The organism is Bizionia gelidisalsuginis, from assembly GCF_008086185.1.
GTDB lineage: Bacteria > Bacteroidota > Bacteroidia > Flavobacteriales > Flavobacteriaceae > Bizionia > Bizionia saleffrena.
This window is the reverse complement of sequence record NZ_VSKN01000015.1, coordinates 18,271-35,376: the sequence shown is the minus strand read 5'-3', so window position 1 is coordinate 35,376 and position 17,106 is coordinate 18,271. Positions and strand designations below refer to the sequence as shown.

Genomic DNA, 17,106 nt, shown 5'->3' with positions numbered 1-17,106 from the left:
GAGACGACGTAGGCTACAGATTTAGAAGTATCTATAGCGCTGAGTAAAATATATTAGACTCTATTTTATATCGCATAAAAATAAAAAGAATCCCACTATTGTGGGAGGTACGTATGAACGAAAACCTAGATCCCACAAACGATAATTTTTCATCTGAAGAATTTGATGCTGAAAAAAACTTAAGACCCTTATCGTTTGACGATTTTAGCGGGCAAGAGCAGGTATTGGAAAACCTTAAAATTTTTGTTCAAGCCGCCAATAGAAGAGAAGAAGCTTTAGACCATACGTTATTTCACGGTCCTCCGGGATTAGGGAAAACGACTTTGGCGCATATTTTAGCGAACGAGCTTAATGTAGGCATAAAAGTAACTTCAGGACCTGTCTTAGATAAGCCCGGTGATTTAGCAGGTCTTTTAACAAATCTCGACGATCGTGATGTGTTATTTATAGACGAAATTCATCGTTTAAGTCCTATAGTTGAAGAGTACTTGTACTCGGCAATGGAAGACTATAAGATAGATATTATGATTGAATCTGGCCCCAATGCACGGACGGTTCAAATCAATTTAAATCCGTTTACATTAGTCGGGGCAACCACAAGATCGGGTTTACTTACCGCTCCAATGCGAGCGCGTTTTGGTATTCAAAGCCGATTACAATATTACGATACCGAATTATTAACAACCATTATTCAACGTAGTGCAGAAATATTAAAAGTGCCTATTACAATGGAGGCCGCTATAGAAATCGCCGGTAGAAGTCGTGGTACACCTAGAATAGCGAACGCATTACTGCGTCGTGTACGCGATTTTGCCGAAATTAAAGGAAATGGTAGTATCGATGTTAAAATAGCAAAATACGCGCTTGAAGCTTTAAATGTAGACGCGTATGGCTTGGATGAAATGGATAATAAAATTTTGGCAACCATTATTGATAAATTTAAAGGCGGCCCAGTAGGTATTTCTACGATTGCAACAGCAGTAAGTGAAAGCACAGAAACGGTAGAAGAAGTGTACGAACCGTTTTTAATACAACAAGGATTTATTATGCGTACGCCACGCGGACGTGAGGTAACCGAATTAGCCTATAAACACTTAGGTAAAATTAAAGGACATAGTGAAGGGGGGCTTTTTTAAACTGAAGTTCTGTCGAAAAGTTTTAAATGGCCACAAATAAAACCACCTATACAAAAGGGATTAAAGCCGAAGCAGAACGCCTCGGTTTTTTGTCTTGTGGTATCAGCAAAGCGGGATTTTTAGAAACCGAAGCACCACGTCTTGAAGATTGGCTCAATAAGAATAGAAATGGCCAAATGACGTATATGGAAAATCATTTCGATAAGCGCTTGGATCCTACAAAACTGGTAGACGATGCTAAAAGCGTGATTTCGCTACTGCTAAATTACTATCCTTCCGAAACACAAAAAGATCCTGAAGCACCTAAACTAAGCAAATACGCTTACGGACACGATTACCATCATATTATAAAAGGGAAATTAAAAGAACTCACCCACTTTATTCAAGATGAAATAGGTGAGGTCTCTGGCCGTGCCTTTGTAGATTCAGCACCTGTTTTAGATAAAGCATGGGCTGCCAAATCTGGATTAGGATGGATTGGTAAACACAGCAATCTACTCACTCAAAAAGTAGGGTCTTTTTATTTTATTGCGGAACTCATTATAGATTTAGATTTAGACTACGACGCGCCAGTTACAGATCATTGTGGCACCTGTACAGCGTGTATAGATGCGTGCCCAACGCAAGCTATAGTGGACCCATTTGTAGTAGATGGCAGTAAGTGCATTTCGTATTTCACTATAGAATTAAAAGATCAGTTACCGAATGCTATGAAAGGGCAATTCGACGATTGGATGTTTGGCTGCGATGTCTGCCAAGATGTGTGTCCGTGGAATAAATTCTCTAAACCACATAACGAACCCCTTTTTAATCCGCACCCCGAATTGTTGGAGATGACCAAGCAAGATTGGGAGGAGATAACAGAAGATGTTTTTAAAAAAGTGTTTCAGAAATCGGCAGTAAAACGGACTAAATTTTCAGGGCTAAAACGTAATATAGAGTTCTTAAAGGAGTAATATCCAAGTTAAAAAACTTACATTTGTGAGTCAACAATAATCAAAATAATATGAGTAAACAGAGCAGACGCAGGGAGGCATTGGTATACCATGCAAAGCCTACGCCAGGTAAAATTAAAGTAGTTCCTACTAAAAAATATGCAACACAAAGAGACTTGTCATTAGCATATTCACCCGGTGTTGCAGAACCTTGTTTAGAAATTCAAAAAGATAAAAATAACGCTTATAAGTATACTGCTAAAGGAAATTTAGTGGCTGTAATTTCTAACGGAACCGCCGTTTTAGGATTAGGGAATATAGGTCCCGAAGCTTCAAAACCGGTAATGGAAGGTAAAGGGTTGTTGTTTAAAATATTTGCCGATATAGACGTTTTTGATATTGAAGTGGATACTGAAGATATTGAAGTGTTTATTCAAACGGTTAAGATGATTGCACCCACTTTTGGTGGTATTAATTTAGAAGATATTAAAGCGCCTGAAGCATTCGAAATCGAAAGACGCCTAAAGGAAGAATTAGATATTCCGGTAATGCACGACGACCAGCACGGTACGGCAATAATTTCTGCAGCAGCATTGTTGAATGCTTTAGAATTGTCAGAAAAAAATATCCAAGATGTGAGAATCGTAGTAAGCGGTGCAGGGGCAGCAGCCGTTTCTTGTACACGCTTGTATATGGCGTTTGGTGCCGTACGTGAAAACATTGTAATGCTAGACAGTAAAGGTGTTATTAGAGACGATAGAGATAATTTAACATCGCAAAAAGCGGAGTTTGCTACGCATCGCGATATAGAGACCTTAGATGAAGCGATGGTAGATGCCGATGTATTTATTGGTTTATCTGCAGCCAACATAGTGTCTCCACGGATGTTGTTATCTATGGCTGCTAACCCCATTGTATTTGCAATGGCCAATCCAGATCCAGAAATCGAATACCAACTGGCAGTCGATACGAGAGACGATATTATTATGGCAACGGGACGTAGCGACCATCCTAATCAAGTGAATAATGTGTTAGGTTTTCCGTTTATTTTTAGAGGAGCTCTCGATGTAAGAGCGACTAAAATTAATGAGGAAATGAAAATGGCAGCCGTAATGGCATTAGCTAACTTAGCGAAAGAAGCCGTGCCAGAGCAAGTAAATATTGCATATGGTGAAACCCGATTAACGTTTAGTAAAGAATACATTATTCCAAAACCATCCGATCCACGTTTAATTGCCGAAGTACCCCCTGCAGTTGCTAAAGCGGCTATGGAAAGTGGTGTAGCTAAAGAACCTATAGAAGATTGGGAGAAATATAAAAACACGTTATTAGAGCGTTTAGGCGCAGATAATAAAATTGTGAGGTTGCTAATTAACCGAGCAAAATTAAACCGGAAGCGCGTAGTTTACGCAGAAGCAGATCAACTTAGTGTGTTAAAAGCGGCACAAATTGCTTACGAAGATGGCATTGCAATACCTATTCTTTTAGGACGAAAAGATGAAATTGAACGTCTTAAAGAAGAAATTGAATTTGAGGGTGATATTTTAATTATCGATCCAAAATCGGATGAAGTAAAAGAACAAAAAGATAAATATGCAGAAGTGTATTGGAACCAACGTAAACGCCGTGGTGTAACGTTATTTTCTGCTAAAAAATTAATGAGAGAGCGTAACTTCTTTGCCGCAATGATGGTAAATGAAGGGGACGCCGATGCACTAATTTCTGGCTATTCACAAAGCTATCCTTCAGTGGTGAAACCAATGTTAGAAGTTATTGGTTTAGATTCAGGATCTACAAGAGCAGCGACAACAAATGTAATGATGACGCAACGCGGACCAATGTTCTTAAGCGATACCTCAATAAATATAAATCCCTCCGCTAGCGATTTAACAAAAATAGCACAAATGACGGCGGGCGTAGTAAAAATGTTTGGTATAGAGCCTGTAATGGCAATGACGTCGTATTCAAACTTTGGGTCTTCAAAAAACCAAACAGCAATAAAAGTACGCGAAGCGGTAATGTATTTACATAAAAGACATCCTGATTTAATTGTAGATGGCGAATTGCAAACCGATTTTGCTTTAAACAAAGAACTACTTCAAGAGAATTTTCCGTTTTCTAAACTGGCAGGTAAAAACGTTAATACGTTAATTTTTCCAAACTTAGAATCTGCTAATATTACTTACAAGCTTTTAAAAGAATTAAACAATTCTGAGTCTATTGGGCCAATTATGATGGGAATGCGTAAACCAGTGCATATCCTTCAATTAGGAGCAAGTGTAGACGAAATTGTAAATATGACGGCAATAGCAGTTATCGATGCGCAACAAAAACAAAGACGTGAAGCGCAAGCCGCTAGTATAGAGTAAAATTTATCCAATAATTTTATTACATTTGAGCGATAACAAGTTATTGTAAATGATTACACATATAAAAGGAAAGTTAGTAGAGAAAAATCCAACCGACGTCGTTATAGATTGTAACGGCGTGGGCTATTTTATAAATATCTCACTACATACATTTTCGCAAATTCCAGACCAAGAGAATATAACACTTTATACGCATCTTCACGTAAAAGAAGATGCGCATAGCCTATACGGTTTTGCCTCTACTGGAGAGCGTGAAGTGTTTAGATTATTAATTTCGGTGAGTGGTATTGGTACCAATACTGCGCGAACGATGTTGTCGTCGTTAACCCCGCAGCAAATAAAGGATGGCATCGCAAGTGAAGATGTGGCACTTATTCAATCGGTAAAAGGCATTGGTTTAAAAACAGCACAGCGTGTTATTATAGATTTAAAAGATAAGATTATTAAAATCTACGATATCGATGAAGTTTCTGTTAATAAAAACAATACCAATAAAGAAGAAGCGTTATCTGCTTTAGAAGTACTTGGTTATGCCAAAAAACAAGCTGATCGCGTTGTTGATAAAATTGTATCTGCCACCCCAGAGGCGAGCGTAGAAGATATTATTAAACAAGCTTTAAAAAAATTATAAAAGATTTTGAATAGAACTAACCTGAAATTTCAAAAATCCATTAAAAAGTATTTAGTATTACTATCTTTTACGCTATCAACTACAGTGGTTTTAGCGCAAGATCCAGTAATTCCTGTTGTAGAACAAGACTCTACAAAAACAGGGTTTGTAATGGGAGATATGGAAATGCCTAATCCGCAAAGTATAGAATCTAGATATACGTACGACCCTAAAACAGATAGTTATATCTACACAGAGTCTGTGGGTACTTTTACTATTAACTATCCTACAATTCTAACTCCTAAAGAATATCAAGACCTCGTTTTTAAGGAGAATTTAAAATCGTATTACAAAAATAAAATTGATGCTTTTGAAGGTAAAAAAGACAATACCGGCGACCAGCAGAAAAACCTATTGCCAGAGTTTTATGTGAATTCTGGTTTTTTTGAAAGTATTTTTGGTGGTAATACTATCGAGGTCGTACCGCAAGGGTCTTTAGAAATGGATTTAGGTGTTTTGTTTACCAAACAAGATAATCCGTCGTTTTCGCCACAAAACAGAAGTAATTTTACGTTCGATTTCGATCAGCGGATCAGTTTAAGTTTATTAGGAAAAGTAGGAACGCGACTTCAGGTAACCGCGAACTACGATACCGAATCTACCTTCGATTTTCAGAATTTAGTGAAGTTAGAATATACGCCAACTGAAGATGATATCATTCAGAAAATAGAAGTGGGTAATGTTAGTATGCCTTTAAACAGCTCTTTGATTTCTGGTGCACAGAGTTTATTTGGTGTAAAAACACAACTTAAATTCGGGAAAACGACTATAACAGGAGTGTTTTCTGAGCAAAAATCAGATACGCGATCGGTGGTAGCTCAAGGTGGAGGAACATTAAGTGAGTTCGATTTCTTCATTAGAGACTACGACGAAAACAGACACTTTTTCTTGGCACAATACTTTAGAAATAATTACGATAAAGCACTTAGTAACTATCCGCATATCAATTCTAACGTTCAAATTACAAGAGCTGAAGTGTGGGTAACCAACAAAAGTAATCGTACCGAAAATGTTAGAAATATTGTTGCCCTTCAAGATTTAGGAGAATCCGGTGTTATTGGAAACTCGGGGGTTACGGTTACAGCCGGACCAAATGCGTTTCCTAGTAATGGAAATAACCGATTAGATCCCACTAATATTGGTGGGCCCGGATCGCAATTAACATCGGCTATTAGAGATATCGCGACCGTGCAATCGGGGGTTATCGTCCCTGGTTTTAATGAAGGGTTCGATTATGCCAAATTAGAAAACACTAGAAAATTAAACGAAGGTCAAGAATACACGTTAAACACGCAGTTAGGGTATCTTTCTTTAAATCAACGGTTAAATAATGACGAAGTGCTAGCCGTAGCCTTTCAATTTACGGTCGGCGGAAAAGTATATCAAGTAGGAGAATTCGCAAACGATGGCGTAAATGCTACCGATGTGGATACTAATAGCGACGGCGAAGTTACCAACGTTACCAATAATAACTTAGTCCTTAAATTACTTAAAAGTAGTATTACAAGCGTCTCGCAACCTATCTGGGATTTAATGATGAAAAACGTTTATAATACGGGCGCTTATCAATTAAGTCAAGAAGATTTTAAGCTGAATATTTTTTACAACGAAGCCGCGCCTTTAAATTTTATTCGTCCGGTGGAGGGGACTACTTTTGGAACCGATTTTGAAGGTAATGCTATAGAAGAAACCACCTTGTTAAGATTATTTAATCTCGACCGATTAAACTTTAATAACGACCCCCAAACTAATGGTGATGGGTTTTTTGATTTCGTTCCCGGGATAACAGTGATTCCACAAAACGGAAATATCGTATTTACAAAAGTAGAACCCTTCGGCCGTTATTTATTCGATGTTTTAGATGATGATAATAATCCAGGAGATAATGCTACGGATTACAACAATGATACTTACGCCAATCTAAACCAAGAAAAATACGTTTACGATTTACTTTATAAAGGCACAAAAACAGCTGCCCTAGAAGAAAACGAAAAAAATAAATTTCAAATTAAAGGGCGTTACAAATCTGAAGGGGGAGAAGGAATCCCTATTGGTGGCTTTAATGTGCCGCGTGGTTCTGTAAAGGTAACTGCCGGAGGGCGAGTGTTAGTGGAAGGTGTCGATTATACCGTAAATTATCAATTAGGACGTGTTCAAATTTTGGATCCTGCTTTAAAAGCGTCAAACACACCTATTCAAGTAACTACCGAGAATAACGCCATATTCGGGCAGCAAACAAAACGTTTTACAGGGTTAAATGTCGAGCATCAGTTTAATGAGAGTTTTATATTGGGTGCCACATATATCAACCTAAATGAAAGACCAATAACTCAAAAGGCCAATTATAATACAGAACCTATCAATAACACGATGTTAGGGTTTAATGGTAATTATTCTACCGAAGTGCCTTTCTTTACACGATTAGTAAATAAGCTTCCTAATGTTGATACCGATGCACCATCAAACCTATCGGTAAGAGGTGAGTTCGCCTATTTATTGCCGGGCGCACCAAAAGGAACCGACTTTAATGGAGAAGCGACAGCTTATGTGGATGACTTTGAAGGGACTCAAAACGGAATTGATTTACGTTCGCAACAGGCGTGGTTTTTATCGAGCAGACCCCTTAATTTGGGACGTATCTATAGCAACTCATCGGCATCTGAAGATGATAACGGATTGCAAAACGGTTACGATAGAGCGTTATTAAATTGGTATAGTATCGATCCTATTTTTTATAGTAGTCAGCGACCAAGTGGTCTTACCGACGATGATGTCTCTAATATTTACACGTCTCGAGTTTTTATAAACGAATTGTTTCCAGAGCAAGACATCGCTCAAGGACAAACCTCGGTAATAAACACCTTAGATTTAACGATTTATCCGCAAGAACGCGGCCCTTACAACTTTAAACCGGGTACCGAAGATAACATAATTACCACGCCAAACGAAAGTTGGGCGGGTATTACAAGAGGGTTATCATCGACAGATTTTGAACAGTCTAACGTAGAATATATTGAGTTCTGGCTCCAAGATCCATTTCAAGATAATGCCACAAACCCGGGAGGGAAATTAGTCTTTAACTTAGGGAGTATTTCTGAAGATGTTTTAAAAGACGGAAGAAAACAGTATGAAAACGGATTGCCTAAAGATGGAAATATCGCCTTATTACCACAAACCGATTTCGAAACAGTAGTACCACAAAATCAGGCGTTAATTTATGCTTTCGATACTACTGGACAAGAACGTATTAATCAAGATGTTGGTTACGATGGGTATAACGATACAGAAGAAGCTGCCGTATTTGCTGCTTTTGGGGGGTTAGCAGATCCTGCAAACGATAATTATCAATATTTTATAAATGCAGAAGGAGACGTGTTAGACCGTTATAAGCGCTATAATAATGTTCAAGGAAACTCGCCAGATAACTTTAGTGATACCAACCGAGGGTCTACAACGCAGCCCGATGTTGAAGATGTGAATAGAGATAATACAATGAATACTATCGACAGTTATTTTGAGTATAATCTAGACATTACACGACAAAATTTACCCATAAACTCATTAAACGAAATAACGACAAACAACCCTATTGGAGAGTTTATTAAAGATCTAAAAATTAGACCGAGAGTAATGCCAAATGGCGATACCGAGCAAATTCGTTGGTATCAATTTAGAGTGCCAGTAAATGTACCGTTATCTACTTTCGACGACCCAACAATACCTCAATACACAAGACAAAACGGAATCACAGATTTTAGATCAATCCGTTTCGCGCGTATGTATTTAGAAAACTTTAGCGAACAAACAACGTTTCGTTTTGGTACTCTAGAATTAGTGCGCAGTGACTGGAGACGCTACACATTGGCACTAGACGAAAACGATTCTAGTCCAGACGACCCCCAAACCGATTTTTCTGTAGGCGCAGTAAGCACGCAAACCAACGATGGTAATTATGTGTCACCTCCAGGCGTAGAGGCAGAACAATTAAATAATAATAATTCTATAATCGACCAGAATGAACAGGCACTTGTTGTTAATGTTTGCGGTCTAGAAACAGAAGATTCTAGAGCTGTTTACAAAAACATTAGTGTCGATATGCGGCAGTATAAACGTTTACAGATGTTTGTACACGCACGAGAAGGCGATATTGCAGGGCTTGGAAATAACGATTTGGTTGGTTTTATTAGAATGGGTAACGATTTAACTCAGAACTACTACCAAATAGAAATCCCATTATCGGTATACAATGGCGGCGCACAACCAGAAGATTATTGGCCAGAATCTAACGAGATTGATGTCGAGTTAGAATTATTACAACGTTTAAAATCGTTAGGCATTAGCGATGGCTCATTAGCGAACGAAGATGCTTCGTTTTACGATGTTATAGACGGTGAATTAGTAGCGGTGCCTTTTGCTAATCAGTATGACGGTTATGTTACTGGACAACAACGTTTAGCTATTAAAGGTAATCCTAATTTTGGAGCGATTAGAACCTTAATGGTGGGAGTTAAAAACGCTTCCGGTTTCGAATCTTGTGGAGAAGTATGGTATAACGAATTGCGTTTATCTGAAATGGATAATGAAGGCGGTTGGGCTACTGTACTAAGTATGGACACCAACTTTGCAGATTTTGCTAATGTAAGCGCAACAGGGCGTATGGCCACTGCAGGTTTTGGATCTATAGATCAAGGGCCAAACCAACGTAGTCGTGAAGATGTGAAGCAGTACGATGTGGTTACTAATTTAAATTTAGGACAGTTATTACCTAAAAAATGGGGACTGCAAGTGCCTTTTAATTACGGTCAAGCCGAAGAGCTAATCACACCAGAATACGATCAACAATACGAAGATTTAAAACTGCAAACACGTTTAGATGCTGCTGAAACAGAGTCGGAGCGCGACAATATTAGAGAACAATCGGAAGAATATACCAAGCGAAAAAGCATCAACTTTATTGGTGTTCGAAAAAATAGAACGGGCGAGTCTAAACCACAGTTGTACGATGTAGAAAATTTAACCTTAAACTATTCGTATAACAAAGTAGAGCATCGCGATTTTGAAATTGAACGTTCAGTAGATAAGCAATTAAGAGCAGGAGTAAATTATGCCTATAACTTTCAACCTAAAGTCATCGAACCTTTTAAAGAGAACGATTCGCTCTTCACCAAAAAATACTGGAAACTCTTAAAAGATTTTAATGTTAATTTGCTACCGGCAAGTTTTACTGTAAATACGGATGTGAATAGACAATTTAACCGTCAATTATTTAGAGAAGTAGAATTAGGGGGTAGTAATATCGGGTTAGAAGAATTATACAGAAGAAATTACACATTCGATTTTCAATATAATGTGAATTGGAATTTAACGAAATCATTAGCCTTCAATTTTTCAGCGTCTAATAATAATATTGTCAGAAATTATTTTAAAGAAGGTAACATTCGCGGTGAACAAGATCCAGAATTAGATGTGTGGGATGGCCTTTTAGATTTTGGAGATCCGAATAGACAATATCAGTTGTTAGGTATTAATTATGAAATTCCTATAAATAAAATCCCAGCATTAAGTTTTATAAAAGCAACTTACGCATATACGGGAGAATTTCAATGGCAAAAAGGTTCGGATTTATTCGGCGATATTGTTGCAGACGATGGGGTGTCTTACGATTTAGGAAATTCTATTTCTAATGGAAATACACATAACATAAATTCAACTTTAGATATGAATAAGTTGTATAAATATGTGGGGCTAACCAAGAAAAGAAAAACATCACGATTAGGAAAAGTAAGTCGTTTTGATCGCAATGTGGTAGGAGCTCCTCCGGGAGAAGAAGAGAAGGAAGACGGTAAGAAAGATAAAGGCCAATCTGGTGCTAACGCGTTGGCAAATATTGGTATCGATGTGTTAACCGTAGTAAAACGTATTCAAGTTAACTACTCAGAAACTAACGGTACATATATTCCAGGATATTTAAATACTCCTGGTTTTGTGGGGACCTTAAAACCGACTTTAGGCTATACTTTTGGTAGCCAAAATGATGTTAGAGAATTAGCTGCGCGAAACGGTTGGTTAACGGTATTTCCAGATTTTAACGAACAATACACAAAAAACAGAACAGAGCAATTAGATATATCGGCAAATTTAGAACCGTTTAACGACCTTAAAATTGATTTAGTAGGGTTTAGAACATATGCCGAAAACTACACAGAAAACTATAGAATAACCGATGGTCTTTACGAGTCGCTAACACCAAATACGTTTGGAAATATTAGTATTTCTACCTTTACATTACCAACAGCTTTTGGTAAAAGTAACGATGTGAGTTCCGATGCTTTTACCGATTTTAGAGAGAATAGATTGGTAATTGCGCAACGTTTGGCTAGAGAACGTGGAGCAGATGCCAATGCGGTCGATGCTGAAGGCTATCCTTTAGGTTTTGGCAAGACAAGTCAAGCTGTATTATTACCGGCTTTTGTAAGTGCCTATACCGGCCAAAAAGCAGAGAAAGCGAAGTTAGGAGCGATTAAAAACTTTCCTATTCCAAACTGGGATATTAAATACACGGGTTTAATGAAGGTGAAATGGTTTAAAGACCGCTTTAAACGGTTCTCTTTAAGTCACGGATACCGTTCTAGTTATACCATAAACCAGTTTCGAACCAATTTAGATTTTAGCGGTATCGACTATGGTTTAGACTACAATACGCAACCAGCAGAAGATATTGATCAAGCCGGAAATTTTAAAAACGAAAACTTATACAGTAACGTTAATTTAACCGAACTATTTAGTCCGTTAATTCGTGTAGATTTCGAAATGAAAAACTCTGTTAAGGTGTTATTGGAATTAAAAAAAGACCGCTTATTATCTTTAAGTTTCGATAATAATTTAATGACCGAAATTCAGGGTAACGAATATGTCTTAGGATTAGGATATCGTTTTAAAGATGTAAGAATAAAAACAAAACTTGCAGGGCCTAAAAAGTCGATAGTGAGTGATTTAATAATGGAAGCTAACATTTCTGTGCGCGATAATAAAACCATTATTAGATATCTGGATGTAGACAACAATCAAATTACTAACGGCCAGACTATTTATGGTTTAAAATACAATGCGAATTACTCGTTTAGTAAAAACTTAACTGGTATTTTCTATTTCGATTATACGTTCTCAGAATATGCGATTTCGACAGCATTTCCGCAAACAACTATTCGTTCTGGATTAACGCTACGATATAATTTCGGTAATTAGTAGTTTCCCACTTGAAATACCAATTTGATTAAATACCTTTGTAAAAAATAAAATAATGAATATACCATCAGAATTAAAGTACACTAAAGACCACGAATGGGTTAAAGTAGAAGGAGACGTAGCAACTGTAGGGATTACAGATTTTGCACAAAGCGAATTAGGAGACATCGTTTATGTAGACATTGATACGGTAGATGACACTTTAGAAATTGAAGAAGTTTTTGGATCTGTTGAAGCCGTAAAAACGGTATCAGATTTATTTTTACCATTATCGGGAGAAATTATCGCGTTTAATGACGCTTTAGAAGACGAGCCAGAAAAGGTAAACACAGATCCTTATGGAGAGGGATGGATTATTAAAATTAAATTTTCTGACGCTTCGCAAATAGAAGGGTTAATGTCAGATAGCGATTACAAAGCTATGATCAGTGCTTAAAAAGGGTTTATGTTTTTTAAGTGTAGCGTATACTTGTGTATTACTGTTGGCCAGTTTATTAAACGTTAATAGTATCACCCAAGAGTTACCTACTAATAGTGATAAAGTTTTACACGCTATGGCTCACGGTATTCTAACAAGCTTTTGGTTTTTAACGCTAAGCGTAACGTTTAATATAAAAGTGCTAAAGTCTGTAATCTATGCTGCTGGAGCAGCCATTATCTTTGGAGTAATTATAGAGGTGCTGCAAGGAACTATAACACAGAATCGTGTTACAGACTTTAACGATATCTTAGCAAACGTTTTAGGCACAGTTGTTGCTGTGTTAATAATACTAGGCTTACGCTTTAAAGAATTAAAAAATAAATAAACCTTTGCTTTTTTTACAAATAAATAGTTAAATTAGCACTCAGGAAAAAAAATTAATTTATGGAACCTAAAAAAAATCCGAAATCTAACGTAGGGAGAAACAGTTCTCTTTATTTTGCGGTTGGGATGGTGTTAATGTTACTATTAACAAATTTCGCCATTAACTACAAGACCTACGACAAAGAGATCGTTGACATTGCTCAACTTGACGTGGCCGATGAATTGGAAGAAGACATTCCAATTACAATGCAAGCACCACCACCGCCACCACCTCCGCCACCACCACCAGCGCCAGAGGTTATTGATGTTATAGAAGACGAAGAAGAAATTGAAGAAACGGTTATCGAATCTACCGAAACGAGTCAAGAAGAAGAGATTGTTGAGGTCGAGGAAGTAGTGATTGAAGAAATTGAAGAGGATGTAGAAGTCTCTTTTGCTGTAATAGAAAATGTGCCAATTTTCCCAGGTTGTGAGAGTGGTACGAACGCACAGAAAAAGAAATGTATGTCTGATAAGATTAATCAGATAGTTAGAAAAAAGTTTGATGCTGAATTAGGTTCTGAACTTGGTTTAAGTGGAAAACAAAAAATTAGCGTTTTCTTTACTATTGATAAAGTAGGAAATATTGTAAACGTTAGAACTAGAGCACCGCACCCAAGATTAGAAAAGGAAGCACAACGTGTTGTAGGTTTAATACCTCAAATGAAACCAGGTAAACAAAGAGGGAAGCCTGTTAAGGTAACGTTCTATTTACCAATATCATTTAACATTCAGTAACAGTACGTTTAATAATACTCTTAAAAAATCCCACTACAAGCCGTAGTGGGATTTTTTTGTTTGGTACACTTATTGATTATTTATAATAATATTAACATTTAAAATCGATTATTATGAAAAAATCAATTATTAAAGTAGGTAAGCTTCAGGATAGTGGTAAAAGTGTTACTAAATCTGGAAAAAAACAAACGGATTTAAAATACAACGCATCGCTTTATTTCCAGATCGGATTAATAATATGCTTGCTCGGTAGTTATCTAGCCTTAGAGTCTAAATCTAAAGTGAGTTCAAAACGTATTATATATCAAGAGGTTCAAATAGTTGAAGATATAGATTACACTGAAAGCAATTTTGAAGTGTATAGGGAGCCGACAGAAAAGATTTCCTCTATGAATAAAATAGAGACTCAAGTTATTACCGAAGTTATTCAAGTTACAGATAACGACGCTATTAGTGCAAAGAACGATGTTGTATTTATTACAACGCAACAAAATGAATTTGTAGGGCCTGCTAGAGCGGTGTTATCAACAAACGCACCAGATTTAAACATCGAAAAACCCGAGGAACCAGTAAGTATTTTGGCGGTTCAATTCGTGCCTGTGTATCCTGGTTGTGAAAGTGAAACCACAAACTTGGGCAGACGACACTGTATGTCTGAGAAACTAGGGCGATTTGTCAAAAAACAATTCGATGCTGATTTAGCTCCCGATTTAGGTTTAATTGGACGTCAAAAAATTGATGTTCTTTTTAAAATTAACAAACAAGGTGAAGTGGTAGTTTTAAAGACAAGAGCGCCAAGAATAGAATTAGAGAAAGAAGCACGACGAGTAATAAGTGATATACCAAGAATGCAACCCGGTAAAAACGGCGATAGTGTCGTGGAGGTATTATACAGTCTTCCTATTATTTTTGATATACAAAATTAGTCTAATCCTTTATAAAATATACTAAGCGGATATTAAGAAAAGCAATAGCCGCTTTTTTTCTGTTTTCTCTTCATTAAAAAACACTATATTTCGCAAAAATAAACGCCATTTCTTATGAAGCTTCGCTTGCTAGGAGTACTTTTTTGCCTACCACTAATTACCTTATCGCAGAATAACACAACGAACGAAAAACCGCCAGTTTTTGAAACGTGTAGTAAAGAGCCGTTAGCGGATATTCAAAAATGTTTTGATACTAAAGTGTATCAATTTCTCTTCGAGAATTTTAATGTGCCTAAGGCATTGGTAGATGAGAATTACAAAGGCGAAGTGGTTATTCTCTTTGAAGTAGATGCTAAAGGAGCTTTTGGAGTGATGTACGTAGATGCCGTTTACAATACCTTAAAAACAGAAGCGATTAGAGTGTTCAACGCTTTTCCAAAAGTGAAGCCAGCGACGTATAATGGTAAGGCAACTTTTAAACAATACTCGATTGCTTTAGCTATTCCATTAAAAGATAGAAGTGTTTCAACCGAAGAGTTATCAGGCAAGAACACAGAGCAAGAGCTCTCGGTTTTAGAGCAAGAAGCAAAAAAAGAATTCGATAGTGTTTCACAAAGTTTGGTGCCGTATTCTGAAAAAGAATATAGCAGTCAATTAAATATTCCGTTTACGCATAGTAATTATGCGAAATTTGATCGTGCTATTAATTTAGTCGGAACCAATAGCCATACCGCCTCCAAACCTTATTTATACGAGGATGTTTATAATTATTATGATTTTAAATCAGAAAATAAAGCGTTAAAGAAAGAAACAAATTCGTGGTTGGGAAGAAAATTATGGAATGAGCATTTGGTGCAAGTGCAAAGCAAATCCTATTGGTTCACTATCGACCCTGTGTTAGATTTACAAATCGGTAAAGATTTTGATGCCGATTTTAATGCTACATTCAATAACACGAGAGGGGTTTATATTCAAGGTGGATTAGGGAAAAATTTAAGTTTTTCTGCCTCTGTTTACGAAAGCCAAGGACGATTTGCTCAATATTATAATACATATGCCGAATCTCTAAAAGCATTTGGCCCTGACCCGGCAATCATTCCCGGTCGCGGAATTGCCAAACGCTTTAAAGAAGATGCTTACGATTATCCAGTAGCAGAGGCTTATCTTTCGTACAGTCCTTCCTCTTTTATAAATGTTCAATTTGGTCATGGTAAAACATTTATTGGCGACGGTTACCGCTCGTTATTACAAAGTGATGTTGCTAGTCCGCACCCATTTTTAAAACTGAACACCAAATTCTGGAAAATAAAATACACAAATACGTACACGTGGTTGCGCGATGTGCGACCAGAAGTGACCGAAGACGGCGCGTTTTTAACAAAATATATAGCGAATCACTATTTAAGTTGGAACGTTAACAAACGTTTAAACATTGGTTTATTCGAATCTGTAGTATGGACAAATAGTAACGATCGCGGTTTCGATATTAATTATTTAAACCCTATTATTTTTTACAGAGCGATAGAGTTTGAAACGGGTCAAGATGCCGGAAATGCAATTGTAGGGGCCTCAGGGAAATATAAACTCAATGATAACGTAAATTTTTACGGACAATTTATTCTAGATGAGTTTTCGCTAAAGGATATAAAAGGTGGTGAGAAAAGTTGGAAAAATAAGTATGGCTATCAATTGGGAGCGAAGTATTACGATGCTTTTAAAGTGAAGAACTTAATGCTTCAAGTAGAATATAATCAAGTACGACCGTATACGTATTCTCATAATTCTATCGAATTAAATTACGGACATAATAACCAGCCGATGGCCCATTTATGGGGTGCTAATTTTAAAGAGCTTATTTTAATTGGGCGCTATAATTACAAACGTTGGATGGGAGAAGCGAAATTGGTGTATGGTATTCGTGGTTTTGATGTTAATGATGATGCAGATACCTTTAGTTATGGTGGCGATATTTATAAAAATTACAACGACCGACCTTTTGATACCGGAGTGGACATAGGGCAAGGTATAAAAACAAAAACAATTAACGCGAGTTTACAAGGGGGTTACTTGGTAAATCCAGCTTCAAATTTAAAACTCTTTGCTAATATTAGCTACCGAAACTTTAATCCAGAAGCACAAACAACTTCTTTGCTAAACAATAATACGGTATGGTTTAGTTTAGGACTTAAAACAGACTTATTTAATTGGTATTTTGATTTGTAGAATTACTTTTTCAAAGTATC

10 protein-coding genes are annotated in these 17,106 nt (G+C 36.9%); all 10 read left to right on the top strand.

Annotation, left to right across the window (positions count from 1 at the left end):
• Positions 1-113: 113 nt before the first annotated feature.
• The 10 genes from ruvB to ES677_RS10950 all read left to right on the top strand — a co-directional run bounded on the left by ruvB (position 114) and on the right by ES677_RS10950 (position 17,086).
• Entirely contained in the window at positions 114-1,136 is a 1,023-nt protein-coding gene (gene ruvB / locus ES677_RS10995) for a Holliday junction branch migration DNA helicase RuvB (protein ID WP_148370497.1), read from the top strand.
• Between the two features lie 26 nt (positions 1,137-1,162).
• Positions 1,163-2,092, top strand: a complete 930-nt coding sequence (gene queG / locus ES677_RS10990) for a tRNA epoxyqueuosine(34) reductase QueG (RefSeq protein ID WP_148370498.1) — start codon at positions 1,163-1,165, stop codon at positions 2,090-2,092.
• Between the two features lie 50 nt (positions 2,093-2,142).
• The gene (locus ES677_RS10985) at positions 2,143-4,440 is read left to right on the top strand and encodes an NADP-dependent malic enzyme (RefSeq protein WP_148370499.1); all 2,298 of its coding nucleotides are present in this window, start codon (positions 2,143-2,145) and stop codon (positions 4,438-4,440) included.
• A gap of 49 nt (positions 4,441-4,489) precedes the next feature.
• Entirely contained in the window at positions 4,490-5,071 is a 582-nt protein-coding gene (gene ruvA, locus ES677_RS10980) for a Holliday junction branch migration protein RuvA (protein WP_148370500.1), read from the top strand.
• Between the two features lie 150 nt (positions 5,072-5,221).
• The gene (sov, locus tag ES677_RS10975; RefSeq protein WP_449374894.1) at positions 5,222-12,355 is read left to right on the top strand and encodes a T9SS outer membrane translocon Sov/SprA; all 7,134 of its coding nucleotides are present in this window, start codon (positions 5,222-5,224) and stop codon (positions 12,353-12,355) included.
• A 55-nt stretch (positions 12,356-12,410) separates the two neighbouring features.
• On the top strand, positions 12,411-12,791 hold the full coding sequence (gene gcvH / locus ES677_RS10970; protein WP_148370502.1) for a glycine cleavage system protein GcvH: 381 nt from the start codon (positions 12,411-12,413) through the stop codon (positions 12,789-12,791).
• A complete protein-coding gene (locus ES677_RS10965) occupies positions 12,784-13,161 on the top strand; it encodes a VanZ family protein (protein WP_148370503.1) in 378 nt (125 codons plus the stop codon). The genes gcvH and ES677_RS10965 overlap by 8 nt, the downstream gene beginning before the upstream one ends.
• Before the next feature lie 59 nt (positions 13,162-13,220).
• Positions 13,221-13,937 (top strand): energy transducer TonB, encoded by a 717-nt coding sequence (locus tag ES677_RS10960; RefSeq protein ID WP_148370504.1) that lies wholly within the window; start codon positions 13,221-13,223, stop codon positions 13,935-13,937.
• A gap of 113 nt (positions 13,938-14,050) precedes the next feature.
• Positions 14,051-14,863 carry an energy transducer TonB gene (locus ES677_RS10955; RefSeq protein ID WP_148370505.1) on the top strand — a complete coding sequence of 271 codons (813 nt, stop codon included), beginning with the start codon at positions 14,051-14,053 and terminating at the stop codon, positions 14,861-14,863.
• 114 nt (positions 14,864-14,977) lie between these two features.
• Positions 14,978-17,086, top strand: a complete 2,109-nt coding sequence (locus tag ES677_RS10950; RefSeq protein ID WP_148381263.1) for a gliding motility protein RemB — start codon at positions 14,978-14,980, stop codon at positions 17,084-17,086.
• The last annotated feature ends 20 nt before the right edge of the window (positions 17,087-17,106 follow it).